At 58.8% G+C, this 16,612-nt stretch carries 17 protein-coding genes; 8 read left to right on the top strand and 9 right to left on the bottom strand.

Going from position 1 to position 16,612, the window contains the following annotated elements; genetic code table 11:
• Both K288_RS0127590 and K288_RS0127595 read left to right on the top strand, forming a co-directional pair.
• Positions 1–1,356: an FAD-binding oxidoreductase gene (locus tag K288_RS0127590; RefSeq protein ID WP_027582471.1), complete on the top strand. Its 1,356-nt coding sequence runs from the start codon at positions 1–3 to the stop codon at positions 1,354–1,356.
• Positions 1,357–1,364: 8 nt separating this feature from the next.
• Positions 1,365–2,087, top strand: a complete 723-nt coding sequence (locus K288_RS0127595; protein WP_244443274.1) for an SDR family NAD(P)-dependent oxidoreductase — start codon at positions 1,365–1,367, stop codon at positions 2,085–2,087.
• A gap of 3 nt (positions 2,088–2,090) precedes the next feature.
• Here K288_RS0127595 and K288_RS0127600 read toward each other — a convergent pair whose 3' ends face one another.
• The 5 genes from K288_RS0127600 to rfbF are packed head-to-tail and all read right to left on the bottom strand — an operon-like array spanning position 2,091 to position 6,562.
• Positions 2,091–2,942, bottom strand: a complete 852-nt coding sequence (locus tag K288_RS0127600; RefSeq protein WP_027582473.1) for an NAD-dependent epimerase/dehydratase family protein — start codon at positions 2,940–2,942, stop codon at positions 2,091–2,093.
• Positions 2,939–4,165: a class I SAM-dependent methyltransferase gene (locus K288_RS0127605; protein WP_027582474.1), complete on the bottom strand. Its 1,227-nt coding sequence runs from the start codon at positions 4,163–4,165 to the stop codon at positions 2,939–2,941. The genes K288_RS0127600 and K288_RS0127605 overlap by 4 nt, the downstream gene beginning before the upstream one ends.
• Entirely contained in the window at positions 4,162–4,713 is a 552-nt protein-coding gene (locus K288_RS0127610) for a dTDP-4-dehydrorhamnose 3,5-epimerase family protein (RefSeq protein WP_027582475.1), read from the bottom strand. The genes K288_RS0127605 and K288_RS0127610 overlap by 4 nt, the downstream gene beginning before the upstream one ends.
• Complete coding sequence (gene rfbG / locus K288_RS0127615) at positions 4,710–5,792, bottom strand: CDP-glucose 4,6-dehydratase (RefSeq protein ID WP_152535700.1); 1,083 nt, start codon at positions 5,790–5,792, stop codon at positions 4,710–4,712. Before rfbG ends, K288_RS0127610 begins: the two co-directional genes overlap by 4 nt.
• A 2-nt stretch (positions 5,793–5,794) precedes the next feature.
• Positions 5,795–6,562 (bottom strand): glucose-1-phosphate cytidylyltransferase, encoded by a 768-nt coding sequence (gene rfbF / locus K288_RS0127620; RefSeq protein WP_027582477.1) that lies wholly within the window; start codon positions 6,560–6,562, stop codon positions 5,795–5,797.
• Positions 6,563–6,737: 175 nt separating this feature from the next.
• On the opposite strand from rfbF, the gene K288_RS53715 reads away from it, so the two are divergent.
• From K288_RS53715 to K288_RS46735, 3 genes are all read left to right on the top strand, one after another.
• Positions 6,738–6,914: a hypothetical protein gene (locus K288_RS53715; protein ID WP_160169009.1), complete on the top strand. Its 177-nt coding sequence runs from the start codon at positions 6,738–6,740 to the stop codon at positions 6,912–6,914.
• Positions 6,915–7,010: 96 nt separating this feature from the next.
• Positions 7,011–8,885, top strand: a complete 1,875-nt coding sequence (locus K288_RS0127625) for an exosortase/archaeosortase family protein (protein WP_160169010.1) — start codon at positions 7,011–7,013, stop codon at positions 8,883–8,885.
• Positions 8,886–8,957: 72 nt separating this feature from the next.
• A complete protein-coding gene (locus K288_RS46735; RefSeq protein WP_051334760.1) occupies positions 8,958–9,974 on the top strand; it encodes a CmcI family methyltransferase in 1,017 nt (338 codons plus the stop codon).
• Between the two features lie 220 nt (positions 9,975–10,194).
• Here the strand turns inward: K288_RS46735 and K288_RS52675 are convergent, their stop codons facing one another.
• Positions 10,195–10,398 carry a hypothetical protein gene (locus K288_RS52675; RefSeq protein ID WP_152535702.1) on the bottom strand — a complete coding sequence of 68 codons (204 nt, stop codon included), beginning with the start codon at positions 10,396–10,398 and terminating at the stop codon, positions 10,195–10,197.
• Between the two features lie 426 nt (positions 10,399–10,824).
• On the opposite strand from K288_RS52675, the gene K288_RS46740 reads away from it, so the two are divergent.
• The gene (locus tag K288_RS46740) at positions 10,825–11,277 is read left to right on the top strand and encodes a GtrA family protein (protein ID WP_051334761.1); all 453 of its coding nucleotides are present in this window, start codon (positions 10,825–10,827) and stop codon (positions 11,275–11,277) included.
• A gap of 289 nt (positions 11,278–11,566) precedes the next feature.
• Positions 11,567–12,421, top strand: coding sequence for a hypothetical protein (locus K288_RS52680; RefSeq protein ID WP_152535703.1), 855 nt, complete (start codon positions 11,567–11,569; stop codon positions 12,419–12,421).
• 300 nt (positions 12,422–12,721) lie between these two features.
• On the opposite strand, the gene K288_RS0127650 is transcribed toward K288_RS52680, so the two are convergent.
• On the bottom strand, positions 12,722–13,501 hold the full coding sequence (locus tag K288_RS0127650) for an adenylyl-sulfate kinase (RefSeq protein WP_244443275.1): 780 nt from the start codon (positions 13,499–13,501) through the stop codon (positions 12,722–12,724).
• Positions 13,502–13,643: 142 nt separating this feature from the next.
• The gene (locus tag K288_RS0127655; RefSeq protein WP_043160848.1) at positions 13,644–14,942 is read right to left on the bottom strand and encodes a hypothetical protein; all 1,299 of its coding nucleotides are present in this window, start codon (positions 14,940–14,942) and stop codon (positions 13,644–13,646) included.
• A 347-nt stretch (positions 14,943–15,289) separates the two neighbouring features.
• Here K288_RS0127655 and K288_RS49745 point away from each other — a divergent pair, with 347 nt between their 5' ends.
• Entirely contained in the window at positions 15,290–16,120 is an 831-nt protein-coding gene (locus K288_RS49745) for a class I SAM-dependent methyltransferase (protein ID WP_160169011.1), read from the top strand.
• A gap of 207 nt (positions 16,121–16,327) precedes the next feature.
• Here K288_RS49745 and K288_RS0127670 read toward each other — a convergent pair.
• The coding region (locus tag K288_RS0127670; RefSeq protein WP_027582481.1) for a transposase at positions 16,328–16,612 on the bottom strand (285 nt) is incomplete at its 5' end.

A 16,612-nucleotide genomic window follows, 5' to 3' on the forward strand; every position in this document is an offset into this window, starting at 1 on the left:
ATGCAATCGCGCGACGGCGTGCCACGGGCGGCCCATAGTTTCGTCAGCTTCGACGGCGGCGTGCGGGCGCGCGGCTACTTGCAGCAGCCAGACCGCTATCGCTTCTGGCGCGGCAGGCTCGACGAGACCCCTCGCATTTCGCGTGGGGCAGGTCTTTCCTATGCGGGCGCGAGCTTTCTCGCCGACGGCCTCTCGGTTTCGCATCGCGCGTTTGATCGTGTGCTTGATTTCGACTCAGGCCGCAATGTGGTCGAAGTGGAGACCGGCATCACGCTGTCCGCCCTGCATCGCTTTCTGTCCCCGCGTGGTCTCTACCTGCCGGTCCAGCCGGGTCATGGGCGCATTTCCGTTGGGGGCTGCATCGCGGCTGACGTTCACGGTAAGAACCAGACCCGAGACGGGACCTTTATCAACCAGGTCGAAGAAGTCACGCTCGTCCATCCGGCGCATGGGACGCTGCAATTGTCGCCGCAGCGTGACGCCGAATTGTTCAGGCTGACCTGCGGCGGTTACGGCCTGACCGGCCATATCGTTTGCGCCCGGCTGCGGGCCTCTGCCGCGCCAATCCCATGGGTGGAGATCCGCGCCGCGCCCTTCGCGAGTGCGGAGGAAGGGTTCAATCACTTGCGTGGGGCGGCCCGAGATGCAGATTTTTCGTACACTTGGCACGACATGAGTACGGCCGGCGACGGCTTTGGCGTCGGCTTCCTGATTCAAGGATCCTTCGTGCCGCAGGAGCGAGCACCAGGCACAACGCCCGGCATAGCGGAAGCGCCGGTCCTGTCGGCGGATGGTCGGGCCAGGTTACCGGTGCCTCTTCTGAACCGGCTCTCGACGCGGATGCTGAACTCTCTCTATCGCTGGCAGCAGCGATCAGCGCACAAGGGGAAAGTCGTGGCGCTGGCAGACGCGCTGTTTCCGACCCACAAGGCGCAGGCCTATTTCCAGCTCTTCGGTGCCGCCGGCTTCCGGGAATATCAGGCGATACTGCCCTACGCTGCCACAGCGAGCTATGTGGATGCAATCCGCAGCTATCTTCGGCAGAAGCCGCTGCCGATCACGCTGTCTTCCGCCAAGACTTTTGCTGGCTCGCGCGAGTTGCTGCGCTATACGGGTGACGGCATTTCGCTGGCGCTGAACATGCCCGCCGGCGCCGACGCGGACATGTTCATGGAGTTCTTGGACCAACGGATCATCGAATTTGGCGGAATCCCGAACATCATCAAAGATTCGCGGCTGCCGCGCGCGGTCGTCGACGCGTGTTATCCTGATGCCGGCCGGTTTCGTGAGACCTTGCGCGCATTCGATCCGAAGCGGCTGTTCCGCTCGGATCTGTCGGAACGGTTGAAGCTGTGACGGCTCTCGTGGTCGGAGCTTCAGCCGGCGTTGGCCGAGCGCTGTCGGAAGCACTGGCGGCCAACCGCAAGCCGCTTCTGCTTGCAGCAAGCGACCCGGAAGATCTCAATGCCTTGGCCGCGCATCTGCGCCTGGTCTATGGCGCAACTGTCGTCACCGTCGCCGCGGACGCCCGCGATCCCGAAGCTTTTGCCGAGCGGCTCTCCGCGGTGGCGGCCGAGATCGATGACATCGACGAGCTTTACTTTCCGATCGGGTTCTCGCGGCGCGATGACAAGGCGCAATTGGATGCAGACGCTTCCCTTGCCATTCTCAACAGCAACCTGACCGTCGTAGCCGCGGTCACTGCGCGATTCTTGCCGAGCCTGCTGCGCCAACCCAAAGCGCGCATCGTCGGCTTTGGATCGATCGCCGCCCTGCGCGGCCGCAAGGCCAATGTGATCTATTCGGCGGCGAAGCGTGGACTGGAGAGCTATTTCGAGAGTTTGCGTCATTTCGCTGCAGGTACCGGCGTCGTCGTGCAGTTGTATCGGCTCGGATATATCGAGACGCAGCAGTCGTTTGGCCAGCGCCTGCTATTCCCCGTGGTGACACCGGAGCAGGTCGCACGCCATGTCCTTGCGACCGAAGGGCGCGATTTCGGCGTGCGCTTCTTTCCGCGGTTCTGGCAGCTGATCGCGCTTGCGGTTGTCTGGCTTCCGTGGCGGATCTACAAGAAGCTCAATTTTTGAGCCTCACGTCGCCTGGCGCAGGGGAGCGAGCTTGGCGGGGACGCCCCAGAACGCCATCGGTTCGTAGTCGGGGTAGGGATAGTGTCCACGATTGAGCTGGATCGAACTGGCGCGGGCCTCGCATCGCTGCCGCACCAGATCGAATACCGAAATCGGGCGCCCACTGCAGCAGTTGATCACCCCGCTGCAGCGTTCCGAGTTGGTCGCTGCCCGGACAAAGTCGGCGGCGACTTCCTCGACCGGCAGGTAATCCCGTAGCTGATCGCCGGTGGACATGTTGAAGACAACATCGCCGCGCTCGATCGCGCGATCAAGCTGGGCGAGGAGACTGTTCGGATTCTGGCCTTCGCCATACATGTAGAACAGCCGTAGCCATTGCAGCGTGAACGGCTGCTGCTTCCGCAACAGCTCCAGGCTCTTGCGCAGCGCATCCTTGGCGAAGCCGTAGGGCGTATGGGGTCTGGTCTCCATCTCCTCGGTCAAGGGACCATACTGCATGCCATATTCGAGGCAGGTGCCGGCCACCATCAGCTGACGCGTTCCGGCTGCGACGGCGGCTTCCAGGAAAGCGACATCGGCCAGCAGATTGCGGCCGATGTGAAAGAAATCGCGATAATTCGGCAGGCCGGGCCATGCCAGATGGATCAGCGCATCGGCCTCTCGAGAATGCTCAATCACGAGCCCGAAATCCGCAGCAAGGTCGCAGGCGACGAATTCCGCCTGCCCGTGCCATGGCATCGTCGCGCCGCGCTGGGCATCGCGTGCCACGGCAACAACGGAATGCCCTTCGCGCACGAAACAGGCAACGACATGCCGGCCGACGAAGCCGGTCGCGCCGGTCACCACGACCTTCATGACAGAACTTTCAGCTCCGGAACCGCCACCACGAACCTGCCGTCCCATGACTTGATCTGCTCATGCTGCTGCAGGACTTCGGCGGCGATATTCCAGGGCAGGATGACAACCCAATCGGGCTTGCGCCTGGCAAGCTCTTCCGGATGCAGGATGGGAATGTGGCTGCCGGGCATGAACTTGTTCTGCTTGGAGGGCGCGGCATCGCAGATGAAGCTGATGAGGTCGTGCTTCAGCCCGGCATAGTTCATCAGCGTGTTGCCCTTCGCTGCGGCGCCATAGGCAGCGACCGACTTGCCAGCGCGCTTCTGCTCGATCAGGAAGGCGAGGAAGTCGTTCTTGACCTTGTCGGCCTTTTGCTGGAACGCCTGGTACAGGCGGAGGTCCTGCAATCCGGACCGCTTCTCCTCCGCCAGCATGGCGGTCACCGCCGCCGTCGTCTGCCGCGGATCATCATGATGGCACCCATAGATCCGCAAAGAACCGCCGTGCGTCGGCAGCTCTTCGAGATCGAACACGCGCAGCCCGGCCTTTTCGAAGATGCGGGCGACCGCCGTCAGCGACAGATACGAGAAATGCTCGTGATAGGCCGTGTCGAACTGGTTATAGGCGATCATGTTCTTGAGATGCGGAAACTCAAGATTGATCGTGCCGCCGCGCTTGAGCGCGATCCGCAGGCCCGCGGTGAAATCGTTGATGTCAGGCACATGGGCGTAGACATTGTTGCCGCAGATGAGGTCGGCCTGCTGCCCGCCTTGAGCCAGCTTTGTCGCCGTGGCCGTGCCGAAAAACGCGCGGAGCACCGGCACGCCGATCTTCTCGGCGGCATCCGCAGTGCTTGCGGTCGGTTCGATGCCGAGACAGGGGATGCCCGCCGCGACGAAATTCTTCAGCAGATATCCATCGTTGGAGGCCACCTCGATGACGAAACTGTCGCGCTTGAGATGCAACGCATCCGTGATCTTGTCGCAATAGGCCTTGGCGTGTTTCAGCCATCCCTGCGAGGTTGAGGAGAAGTAGGCATAGTCGCTGGAGAATAGCTCGTCGGCCGCAGTGTAATCCTCGGTCTGCACCAGCCAGCACGTGTCGCAGACGAGGATCTTCAGCGGGAAGGTCGTCTCCGGCGCGCGGAGCTGCGCTTCCGACAGATAGGCGTTCGAGGGTGGCGCGTGCCCGAGGTCGAGGAACACATGTTGCAATTGCGCGTGGCAGTGACGGCACTTCATAGCTCTATGCCCTTAAAGCCCGCATCAAGATAGGGATGTGAGGAATCACGTGCGGACAAGTCTCTTGGCGGCAGGGGCCAGGCGACCCCGACCATCGGATCATCAAATCGAACGGCACCTTCGTCCGGCGACGAATAGAATGCCGTGTGCAGATACAATAGTTCGGACTTCTCCTCCAGCACCTGGAAGCCATGCGCGCATCCTTCGGGGATCACGAAGGAGCGGTGGTTGTCCGGCGCAAGTTCGATTGCCGTCCATTTCAGGAAGGTGGGCGAATTCTTGCGAAGGTCGACCGCGACGTCGAACACCCGACCTCGCAAGCAGCGCACGATCTTCATCTCGGCCATCGGGGGCTTCTGATAGTGCAGGCCGCGGACCGCACCGGTAGCGCGCGTGATCGACTGGTTGATCTGGACGATCTTGCGCGCGCCGATGATGCAGCCCTCCTCATTGGCGCAAAACAGACGCTGGAACGAACCGCGGTGATCCGAAAGCATGTTGGTCTCGGCGATCCAGACCCCGGCGATCTCGGTTTGGACCAGTTTCATGCCCCGCGGCCCCTTGTCCAGACAAGGCCACGCGCGCAGGCTGCGGCGACATAGCGTTCGAGCTGGATCCGGCTCAGCACTTCATTGCGTTCGAGCCAGGCCCGATACCACTCGGCAGTCGCCGCGACGCCCTCCTGGAAGCTCCAGACCGGTCGCCAACCTAGTTCGCTCTGGGCCTTGCTGGTATCGAGCTGCAGAAGCCCGGCTTCATGCGGCCGCTCCTGATCTGTGTGGTGCCAGACGACGGCCGGCCAGGCGTCTTGCATCTGCTCGAGAACGTTCTTGACCGTTCGATTGCCGTCGCGATCCGGACCGAAATTCCAGGCTCCCAGGCACGACTGATCGCCCTTGAGCAGACGCTCGCCAAGCAGAAGATAGCCGGATAGACATTCCAGCACATGCTGCCAGGGCCGCGTCGCGTTGGGCGAGCGTATCTCGACCGAGCGGCCGGCGCCGATCGACCGTACCACGTCGGGGATCAGCCTGTCTTCCGACCAGTCACCACCGCCGATCACGTTGCCTGCACGCGCGGTTGCCAGCAAGGGGCTGCCGGCCATGTGGAAGAAGGAGCGCCGAAAGCTCGCGGCCACCAGCTCCGTACCGGCTTTCGAGGCGCTGTAGGGGTCGTGACCGCCCAGCGGATCGATTTCGCGATAGCCCCAGACCCACTCCTTGTTCTCGTAGCACTTGTCCGTGGTGACCACGACCACTGCCTTGAGCCCGGGCAGCTTGCGGCAGCTCTCGAGCAGGTGGGCCGTTCCCATCACATTGGTGGCCCAGGTCTCAACCGGGCTGCGGTAGGAGCGGCGCACCAGCGGCTGCGCCGCCATGTGGAAGACCATGTCGGGCCGCGCCTTCAGAATGGCGCCTTCCAGCGCCTCCTGGTCGCGGATGTCGATGAAGTTCGAATTGATGTCGAGGCCAAGGATGTCCCAGTGGTTTGGGCTGGATTCGGGCGGCAGCGAAATGCCGGTCACTTGCGCGCCCAGCATCTCCAACCAGAGCGTCAGCCAACTTCCCTTGAAGCCGCTGTGACCTGTCACGAGCACGTGCAGACCGCGATAGATCTCGGAAAACATCTCTACCAGCTTTTCCAGGGCGCGCGGCCCTTCGCCCACATATCCTCGAGCTGGTTCTTGTCGCGCAATGTGTCCATCGCGTGCCAGAAACCATCATGTTGGTAGGAGGTGAGCTGCCCGTTGGCTGCAAGGGTCTGCAGAGGCGCCTGCTCCCAGACCGTATCGTCGCCCTCGATATAATCGATCACGGACGGTTCGAGCACGAAGAAACCTCCATTGATCCAGGCGCCATCGCCGGCGGGTTTTTCCTGGAACTGCTCGACCCTGCCGTCGTCGATACGAAGGGCACCATATCGCCCGGGTGGCTGGATCGCCGTGACGGTTGCTTGCCGCCCAGCCTTTTTATGCACCTTGATCAGCGCATCGATATCGATATCCGAGACGCCGTCACCGTAGGTGAAACAGAACGTCTCGTTGCGGAGATAGGGGGCGACGCGCTTCAGCCGTCCGCCGGTCATTGTCGCTTCGCCGGTGTCGACCAGCGTGACCGTCCACGGCTCAGCGAACTTCTGGTGGATCTCCATCCTGTTGTCGCGCATGTCGAATGTCACGTCCGACGTGTGCAGAAAATAGTTCGAAAAATACTCTTTGATTACGTAGCCCTTGTAGCCCAGGCACACGATGAATTCGCTGATGCCGTAGTGCGAATATATTTTCATGATGTGCCATAGAATCGGCTTGCCGCCGATTTCGATCATGGGTTTGGGCTTCAGGTGAGATTCCTCGCTGATGCGAGTTCCCAATCCACCTGCCAAAATGACAACCTTCATCCGCCTTCCTGTCCCCGTTCAACTAACCCTCTATAAACGCTCAGCCGATCTTTTGCGCCGAAAATTTCCGAATCGACAGATTTGCAACACCAGCTCTTGCTGCGCAGCGAGTAGGGTCTGTATAAGTTATTGTTCTGTATTGCAATTTTATAGTTTTGGATTGGGGGTCAACTTGATGGACTACCCAATCATTTTGGCAACAGGCAATGCCGGAATGCTCGTGGAGATTGCCATGGGAATATTTGGCCTTATTGCATTCCGCCGATCGAAGCTCTGGGCCGCGATCGAACTTGCAGTATCGCCGCCCTCGTTGCTTGCAACCGGATCTGCTGTTCGATTTGCAGGGCGGTGAACGCACCGGACTTGCGGCGACGATGGCGCGCTGCCATCGGTTGCAAACTCGCTGCACACTGATAGAGGTGATTGGGGCAATGTGGGGCATCTGACAGTGACGGGAAGGACAGCGGCGTTTCTCGCCTGCGCATTGCTGGTGTTGTGCCTGGTCGGTCTACCGCCATGGTCGCCACCGGCCAAGCTTGTGTCCAATCTCGGCGATATTTCGGATGACCTGGCGTTTGCCCTCGCCCATCCCGCCCTGTTCCGGCAGGGCGCTCAGTGGGGACCCGACGTCGTCTTCACCTACGGGCCGCTTGGGTTTCTGGCATGGTGGCCAGTCTACCCAGAGTTCGTGAAGCCTGTCCTGGCCTATCGGGTCGTGCTTGCGCTCGTCACGGCTACACTGATCATTGCAATGGTCTGGCGCTATTTTGCCAACACCTGGGCGAGATCGCTTGCGCTCGTGCTCGCGCTTGGGAATGCGTATCTGTGGTTCATTGGCTGGAATGAAGCCATGTGGATCGCGCCAGCTCTGTGTGTCGGCATTCTCTGTCTTTCGACACCGGACAAGTTGCCCCCATGGCTGGTGGTACTTCTTTACGTCGCGACGGCAATCATTGGCACGGCTGCGCTGGTCAAGTTCAGTCTGACCACGATCTATGTCGGAGTTTATGCGCTAATCGGGTTGCGGGACCTCGCTCGCAGGTCGTTTCCAGCGCTCAGTCTTTTTTTCATCGCGAGCCTATTGGTGTCGTGGCTGCTGGCCGGCCAACATCTCGCCAATCTTCCTGCGTGGTTTCTAACGTCAGCGGACCTTTCGGCCGGCTATAGCGATGCGATGTCGAAGGGCTTTTGGTATCCTTATGGCCCTGTCACGGTCGCAATAACCTACATCGCGGCCCTCTCCTTGATTCTTATCCCGATGCTATCGAGACAGCCTTTGCTTGGCCGGCTGCTCCTGATCTTGCTTGCCGCGGGCGTCTCTGCAGTCAACCTGAAGCATGCCTTCGGAGGCAATCAGATCGAGCAGTCCGTGATTCTGGTCGGGATTTCGGCACTGTTGCTCGGATTTGTCGGCTCGATCTGGTCGCGCGCGGCCGCGGCCATCTGCATTGGCGCGTGTTGTGTCGTGTTGTCGCTGACGAATTTCCAGCCAAGGGACTTGCTGCTCGGTTTTGGTCAGGCGCGCGCACAGGCCTTCGGGATGAATAGCGCGCTGGTCGGGAATTACGATGCGGCTGCGGGCGAGCGGATGTTTCAGCAGATCCGGCGGTTGGCCGCGTTGCCGGACGAATTTACCGGCACAGCCGACGTCTATCCGCGCAAAACCGGCGTGATACTGGCTGCCCCGAATCTCATCTACCATCCGCGACCAGCATATCTTTCGCTCAATGCGCACACTGAAAAGTTGGCCGAACAAAATGCGCTGTTCCTGCGTTCTGCTCGCGCGCCGCAATGGGTCCTTTTCGAAATCAGGCCGGAAGAGCGGGTCAACAACCGGTATGCGGCCACTGATGATGGCCCCTCTTGGCCCGAAATTTGGTCACGATATGACCTTGCATATACCGGCACACTTCTGGTCTATCGGCGAAGGCCTGAACCTCGGCAGCTTGCCTTCCATCCGCTGGAACGTGGCAACGTTGGGTTCGAACAAGTGATCAACATCAACCCGGAAATTCGAACATGGGCGCGTATCGACGTGCACCGCACCCTTCTTGGCGCCCTGGTCGGCGCGATCTACAAGGCGCCGCAGGTGCTGGTGAACATCGTCTGTGAGGATGGCCTTACGGCAACCTACCAAATCGTTCCCGCGCTCGGCCGCGCGGGATTCCTGCTCACCCCCTCCATCAACTCCTCGGCCGAATTCGCGGCGCTCTCGGGCCGACGCGTGAAGACGATCCGCCTCAGCGTCGAGAATGGCAATCATTGGTTTTACAAATCGGTATTTGGGCTAGAGTTGTCAGAGCTGCGGCTGTCGGAGCCCTAGCTTCTGCGCTTCAAGGTCCGATATTCTCGCGCTGAGATGAAAGACCATCTTAAATCTACTTGGAGTAGTGATTTGACTCGAACGATTGAGGAGATCTTCCGCGCTCGGACAGACGGCTACGCGTCTGAAAAGTGGTCAAGCTATCTCACTCTGTACAATGACGCGTTTGCGCCAATGCGAGACAGGCCGGTCAACGTTCTGGAGATCGGCGTTCAGAACGGTGGATCGCTGGAGGTGTGGGCGAGCAGCTTCCCGAAGGCCCGGAAGATCGTCGGGGTGGACGTCAATCCGAAGTGCGTGGATCTAAAATACTCTGATCCCCGCATATCAATCGTCGTGGGCGATGCCGCTCACCCCGACATCAAGGCAGCCATTGCCGCAAAGTGTGCAGAGTTCGACATCATCATTGATGACGGGTCGCATCATTCTCGCGATGTGATCCGTGCCTTCGCACATTACTTTCCGCTCTTGTCCGATGGCGGGCTTTATGTCGTCGAAGACATGCACGCGAGCTATTGGAAAACTTTTGAGGGGGGCCTCTATTATCCATACTCGTCGTTGGCTTTCTTCAAGCGGCTTACTGATCTCATCAACGCAGAGCACTGGGAAAGCGAACTAAGTGGCCTTGAGGCCGCGCAGCAGTTCGGCGCGCAGTTTCACTGCTCGTTTGATGGGGTGCCGCTTGAAAATATCCACTCCATCACGTTCACAAACTCCGTCTGCATTATCAGCAAGCGACAGTCCTCGTTCAACGCCCTCGGTGTACGTGTCGGCAGCGGAGCCGACGACGGCATAACCAAGATTGACCTATCGGCCGAGACGCGCCCCATCAAAGAACCAGATGAGTGGTCTACCTTGGCCAGGGCAGAAGGAGCTGTCGTTGAGGCCTTTGCAAGTTTGCCGCGTTTGAAGGGCGAGATCGAGCGTCTTCAAGCGAAGATTGACAGTCTCCAACGACAATCGAGCGCTTTCAGCGCAGAGATTGAACGTCTCAAACAGCGATTGACTGCGCTGCACGACAGCACTTCGTGGCGCATCACAAAGCCACTTAGATATCTGGCCTCGCTTGTCTACAGGCTCCGCTCTTAGGCACTTCTCTGCCGAGACGTCAGACCAGCAGTTGCGTGGTCTTTGATAGTGTTGTGTCGTGCACCGGCTGGTCTCGCCCAAATTGGGCGCGAAGGCGAAGGTATCGTGGACCGCGAAATCGGAGACTTGGTTGGCCCTGCTTTGAGTCTCGAGGTCACGCCGGTCCGAAGACCAAATGCAGTTATCGCGAACGATCGATGTTGATCAGGCCAGCCGAGAGCTAGTGCCAGTGAAGGAGAGCGAAGACCTTTTCGGATATTGACCGATGGGGTTGCTGCTCCCGCATTTCCGGAGCGGTGCTTGGAGAGGAATGGTAAGCCTCGGCCGCGATCTCGTCGCCAAACATCGCGATGTATTCACTCAAGGGCATATATCCGGCTTCGACCAAAGCCCGTGCGGTAACTCGATCGATCGTTCGTTCCATTTTTCGAACTCCATTCTCGGAGGTCGAACGGTTCGTAGGGTAGGGGCACGCTAGCGCTTGTCTGCTTCCCTGATCGCCCGTTCGATGCGTCCGACGAATCGAAACCAAGTGGCGGTGAGGACCACGGCACAGCCCGCAATGATCACTCCCATATCTGGCCTCACGCTCATCCCACTGTGGCGCTTCGCCTGAGACAATCCTGCACCTCTTAGATGTGACCGGGGATTGGGCGTGACCAGAGGATTGCGTTCACGCTTTATAAACAGCTCGTCAGCCCTACCGCGCGGCAACCTGCACCGGGTTTCCATGGAGGAGGGGTAACGTTGCTGAGAGGCAACACTGGCCAAATTCTTGCTTCGCGCCGTGTGGCCAACCCGGTGCCCACTTGGTATCTCGCTAGTGGGAGATTTTGAGGCATTTCGGGCAGTGGAACGTCTTCTCACCAATATGGCTGACGCTTGGTACCGCCGGACGGTGCTGGCGAAGCTTTTCAGCTTTGCGTCCATTGGAGTGGTGAACGTCGCTGTGGACGTAACCACGTTCACGGTCGCGTTTCAGCTTGCCCACCTACCGCTGATTCTATCGAATGTGATCGCCTGGCTGGTAGCGGTTTCAGGCTCTTACGTGATGAACACAAGAATCACGTTTGGGCGAGAAACAGGGGGAGTGTACAGTCTGGGACGATACTTGAGTTTCGCTGCCTCAGGAATATTCGGACTTGTCGTCGCAACAACTGTCCTGGTTGTGCTCTCGCCCTACATGAACGTTCCTGTCGCTAAACTGGCGTCGATCGTCGCCGCGTTCGGCGTGAATTTTTCCGTCTCCCATTTTGTCGTTTTCCGAATGCCTCGCGAGGCCGTGGCGCAAGAGACCGACTGATCTCCGGTCAGGGGCGCTGCTACGGCCATGTTACGCCAGATCGCATGGCTGGTTCATGCTGGCCGGCCGGCCCACTGGGTTCCTGCCATCTTTCTTGGAAATCTGCCGTCGCTGTCAGGGGTTAGGGTCAACGTGAACAAACATTTAGTTCATATCGACCACAATCTATGGTCGACTACCGCGCATCCGGGGACGGCACGGATTCGCGGCTTGTAAGTCTCGATCAGCCTTTTGACGCCATCGACTTGCTTGTCCGCCGATCTGAGAAGGCTTTTAAGGACGAGCGGCGATGGATCACGCAAAGCGGGTGCCCGAGTCCGCGCAATCAATTCCAGCAGAGGGCATAGGACCCGGCCATCACGACCGCGGGCATATCTTCATTGCAGGCACGGGACGCGCAGGAACAAGCTTTCTTGTGCAGTACCTTACCGAGCTAGGGCTCGAGACGAACCTTTCCCGCAATGGCGAACACGCATTTTGGGATGAAGCCGCGAACGCCGGCCTTGAAGACCTGGCGATCCCAACGACCTTTGCGGATCTGCCTTATGTCGTTAAATCCCCCTGGCTCTACCAGCACATTGGCGAGCTGATCGAGAGCAATGCTGTTCGAATCGATCTCGTCATTGTTCCAGTCCGAAATCTGGTCGATGCAGCAACCAGCCGCGCAGTCGTCGAACTCCGCGCGGTTCATCAAAATGCGCCTTGGATGACTCAGTTCAATAAAACTTGGGAACACTGGGCGCTTACCCCTGGCGGCTTACTGTTTTCGCTAAACCCGTTGGACCAGGCGCGACTTCTGGCGGTTGGCTTTCATACCCTGATCGAAAAGTTGGTCCGGGCGGATATTCCGATTCTGTTTTTGGACTTCCCCCGTCTCGCGGAGGATGGCGCTTACCTGTTTAGCAAGTTGCGGCCGTGGCTACCCGCCGAGATTTCGGAACAACAGGGATTGGCGGCACATCAACGTTCTGCTGATCCCAAGAAGATTCGGGTTCGCCACGGGACTTCGGCGCAAGAAAAGCCGGAGGCAACCTATAGCGCGTTGCCGTTACCGACCGTCGCCTACGAAGACCAATCTGTTCTAGACCAGCTTGCGATTCGGCGCGAGTTGGAGCGCCTGCGGCGCTGCCGAAGCGAGTCTTAACCGCACCGTTCAGGATCAGCAGTGCGAATTGGAGCGTCTGCGTGAAGTCGAGGCAAAGCTCGAGGCCACCCAAACAAACCTCGCCAACACGCAGGCAGCGCGTGACGATGCCAAAGTAGTGCTCGACGGCACGCGGGCAGCGCTCGATAGCACACGGGCGGCGCTTGATGGCGTATACGCAAGCCGCTCTTGGAAAGTTACACGCCCCCTCCGGCGGCTGACCGAAGCGGTCCGCGCATTTGTCCGCAACTAAAACGGCGAGTGCACATTCGGGCGAGCTATGTTTAGGCTTGGCGATGATCATCTAGCATCTGGATTGGCGGCAAGCGCACGCATCCTGGTGCCAGAGATTCCTTCGGTTACTTCATCAAGTATAATGCGTTCCACGTTGTATCCAACATCGCGGCCGTAGAAGACATCTGTGATGTTCGGCAATGCAGTCACCACAAACCGTCCCGTATATGGCGCGAGGGCTGCTTCGATCCGTTGTTTGACGGCAAAGAAGGGTAGGGGATTCTTGGCATCGGTCCCGTGAGTGTCGCGCACTGCGATGCAGACCTGCCCAACCCGCCTCAATCCTTCTTCGATCAAACGTTGGTGCCCAAGATGAAAAGGCTGATAGCGTCCGATAAATAGCGCCGTGCGCCTTTGTGGATCGAATGCCGGTCTCAGTTGTGCCAGTGCCATTTCGGCCCAGTATTGAGGCGTACCATCGGCCGTTACATGCAAATCGACTTTGTCGGGAGGGCTGAACATCCGGTTCGTATCCTCGAACCTTCCTTCTTTGATACGATCCACCCATATGACGAAAGCGTCGCCAAACGCCACGCGTGTCGCTGGGGTCGGGCAAATGAAGTCCGCGATGACGGTACCACCCGCCTCGGCGACGCGGTCACACATCCAGCCCATGCGGCGCGCATGTTCGACGCGATCTTCGTGATGAAAGCCGAGGTCCTTTGACAGATTGGCGCGGACCGCATCCGCATTGAAAACAACTGCGTTAAGCAGAGGAGCCAAAACGCCGGCGAGAGTTGTCTTGCCTGCGCCCGGGAGTCCCATAATCAGAATTTTCCTGGTCACCGTTCGCCTCAATTCTGTTGACTGCTTTTCTGTTAACCGGCCCCGATTCCTTCCTTGCAATGTTCCAACAACCGCTGTGCGAGAGCAAGGGAGCATTCGACCCATATCCTCAGCGAAGGCGCGGGCTTGCTCTAGAAGCGCTTTACCTGGCGGATCTTGCATGCATGTCGGCTAGTTCCTTGGAGGCCGATTGCAAACGTTCTGGGTGAGGCAGGGAAACGTTGAACTTGAACTGGACCGGGTTGATCTCGACGACGCAGGACGGATCCTGCAGTAAGCAAGCCGAGGCCTGTCGCCAGTGCAGGTCCTGTAGGGTGTATTCAGGCCAAGCTGGATGCCTCAGAAAGACAAGGAAACTGCTCGCCAAAATCGGATAGGCCACGAACGGGACGGCCTTTCGGATCAGTATAACGAACCACAGCAGCGTGACGATCGGGATGTAAAAGTACCTGGCCGCGCCGATCAGTGTCTCCGGCATTTCGCGGTATTGGGCGAACGTCGCAGCCAAGACCAGAGCACAAGCCAGAATGGGTACGGATCTCTCAAATTCATGGCGCCGGATGAGGACGACGGTGACGACGGCGCAAAAGGCGACAATCACCATGGTGATCAGGAATCCGACTACCAGGGGAAGCAATGTGTACGGCAATATGTCGTAGCCGATGATCATCCAGATAAATCGGTACACCAGGACCGAAAAGAACGTAGCTGGCGAGGTGTCCCACGACCCGGCCGGGATCTGGTATTCGCGCGACGGAAGATACGCCAATTGGATTGCGGCGGTCGCGAGCGCGATTAGCAGCAAAATGAGCGCGTGACGGCTTCGATTGAAATAGAGCTTTGCGGCGAAGAGCGGAGAATAGATCAGCGTGAAAGGTCCGGTCAGGCCCATCAGAGCGCACAGAATGTAGTCCGTGGCAGCCTGCAGAGGCGTGCGCGGAGGACGTGACATCGCAAGAAGGATCAGACCGAGACCGCAAAACGCCCAATGTGCGTTGATCAGATTAAGGAAGGTCTCGTTCTTGACCGGTGCAAAGCTGATGGTGATCGCAAGCAGGACGCGTGTCAGGACGTCGAATGGTAACCTGGTCGAGAGGGCATAGAGCACAACCGTCAACAGCATCGCCGTCGCAACCACTTCGTAGACTGCCGGTGCTGCCGCAATCGAGAAAAACGTGGCGGCGAACAGCGCGCCTATTCGTTCTGCCGTGTAGAGCGCGCCGGAAATCGGCTCGAGCAGCGACGCCAACCCACCCGTGATTGCCTGGGTAAAGAGAACGGGCCCATCTTCGGCCCAGAATTGGGGGCGTACAAACCGGTCCGGGCATCGCATATAAAGCGCGCCTATCGTGGCGGCCATCACCGACAACTTTACGGCCCGACCGGCAGGCGAAACACACGCCTTGAGGACCGACTCCGGCTTGGCGTGGTGATCTGACATCGAGTTCGAATTTCCCCTAAAGAGGTCTACCGCGGAGGTGCCCCAGAAATGAGGCGCCTACTACCACCCACTGCTGACGCCGAGCAACCCCATGGCGGACCTCAACGCCCTCGCGTCGGCGAACGCTGCAACGCAGGACAAGAATGCCAAGCTCACCCGGGAATCGATGCTGTCGGCCTCGACGGTGCTCGCCTGGGTGCGTCCATGAAGACCTGCGCTTGGCGGGTGCCAGAAGAATAATGTCGGAGATGGGGCCGATCATGCCCCGTTCAATTATACTTGAGCGAGTATTGCATTTTGATGCGATCAATGGTTGGCTTTTTGTTTCGCGTTGAGGGAGAGCTATGATGGCGATCAAAGATGCCGCTCGCTGGCTTTTCTTTCGGCGGAGAGAGAGGTCTACGCACCATTCCGGCTACGACATTCCGACTCGCTTGATGAACCTGACGGGCAGCGGTCCTGAGACGTTCGATGCGATAAGCGACTGGCACATGCGGTCCCTCGCGGAGCACACTCCAATCGCAAAAGATCACTATGTTCTGGAGATGGGCTGCGGGATCGGACGCGATGCAATTCCGCTCACAAATATCATCGGGCCGAACGGCAGCTACCTCGGCATAGATATTGTGCGTGACTCCATCAAATGGTGCCAACAGCACATTTCAACCAAACATCCAAATTTCAGGTTTGTTTATTTCGACATCAAGGATCAACTGCACAATCCAGCCGGGAAACGCACTACGACGGAGATGACGCTTCCGACGGCGGATGGTTCAATCGACCGCATATTTCTGTGGTCCGTCTTTACGCATATGGCTGAGGTAGACATCACGCACTATCTCCGTGAGTTCGCGCGTGTGCTCAAGCCGACGGGCCTTATACTTGCTACCTGGTTCATCGTCGATCAAGAAATCTTAGCCAAAGCCAGAACCGTCGATCTTACGCCTTTCCATCTCCGCTTCGAGCATCAGGTTGAGCAGGATTGCTACGTCAACGACTTGGCAAAGCCCATGGGGGCCGTCGCGTACACGAAAGCCGCCGTCTCCAGGATGTTAGAGGCGGCCAACTTGGCTCTGTCGGTGGAAGTGCTTCCGGGAAGCTGGTCGGGATTTTATTCTGAACCCAAAGGGGCGCAGGATACAACCATCCTTCAATTGAGAAGTACCATAAAACAGTAAGGCGTGGCATCTTCCGCAACCTCTAGAACACCAAGGTGATGAATGCCAACTTCACCCGAAATGCGAGCGGCGCGCGGCGCGAAAACTGCAAAAGCCACTGTGTTGATAGATCGATCCATGAAGATTCTTGGTAAGCGCGATTTTCCCCGCACGTTGACGCCGGCGGTTTTGATGGATTGCCCTAGTATCGGGGCGATACCGGTCCGTTCAGGCAGTGGCGGCTTTGTGGAAGTTGAAGGGCAGCAGGTCGGTAATATCGGCGTCGCCGGCGCGCTGAGGCAATTCGGTGAGGACGTGGCGCAACCACGCTAACGGCTCGACACGTGAGGCGCGGCAGGTCAGCATCAGGCTGTAGACGACGGCACTGGCCTTGGCTCCGTCCACGGTATCGCTGAACAACCAACTCTTCCTGCCAGTTGCAAAAACCCTGATGTCGCGCTCCAGAAGATTGTTGTCGATCGGCATGCTGCCGTCCCCGGTGTAGCGCGTCAG

The sequence above is a fragment of the Bradyrhizobium sp. Ai1a-2 genome (genome assembly GCF_000426245.1).
GTDB lineage: Bacteria > Pseudomonadota > Alphaproteobacteria > Rhizobiales > Xanthobacteraceae > Bradyrhizobium.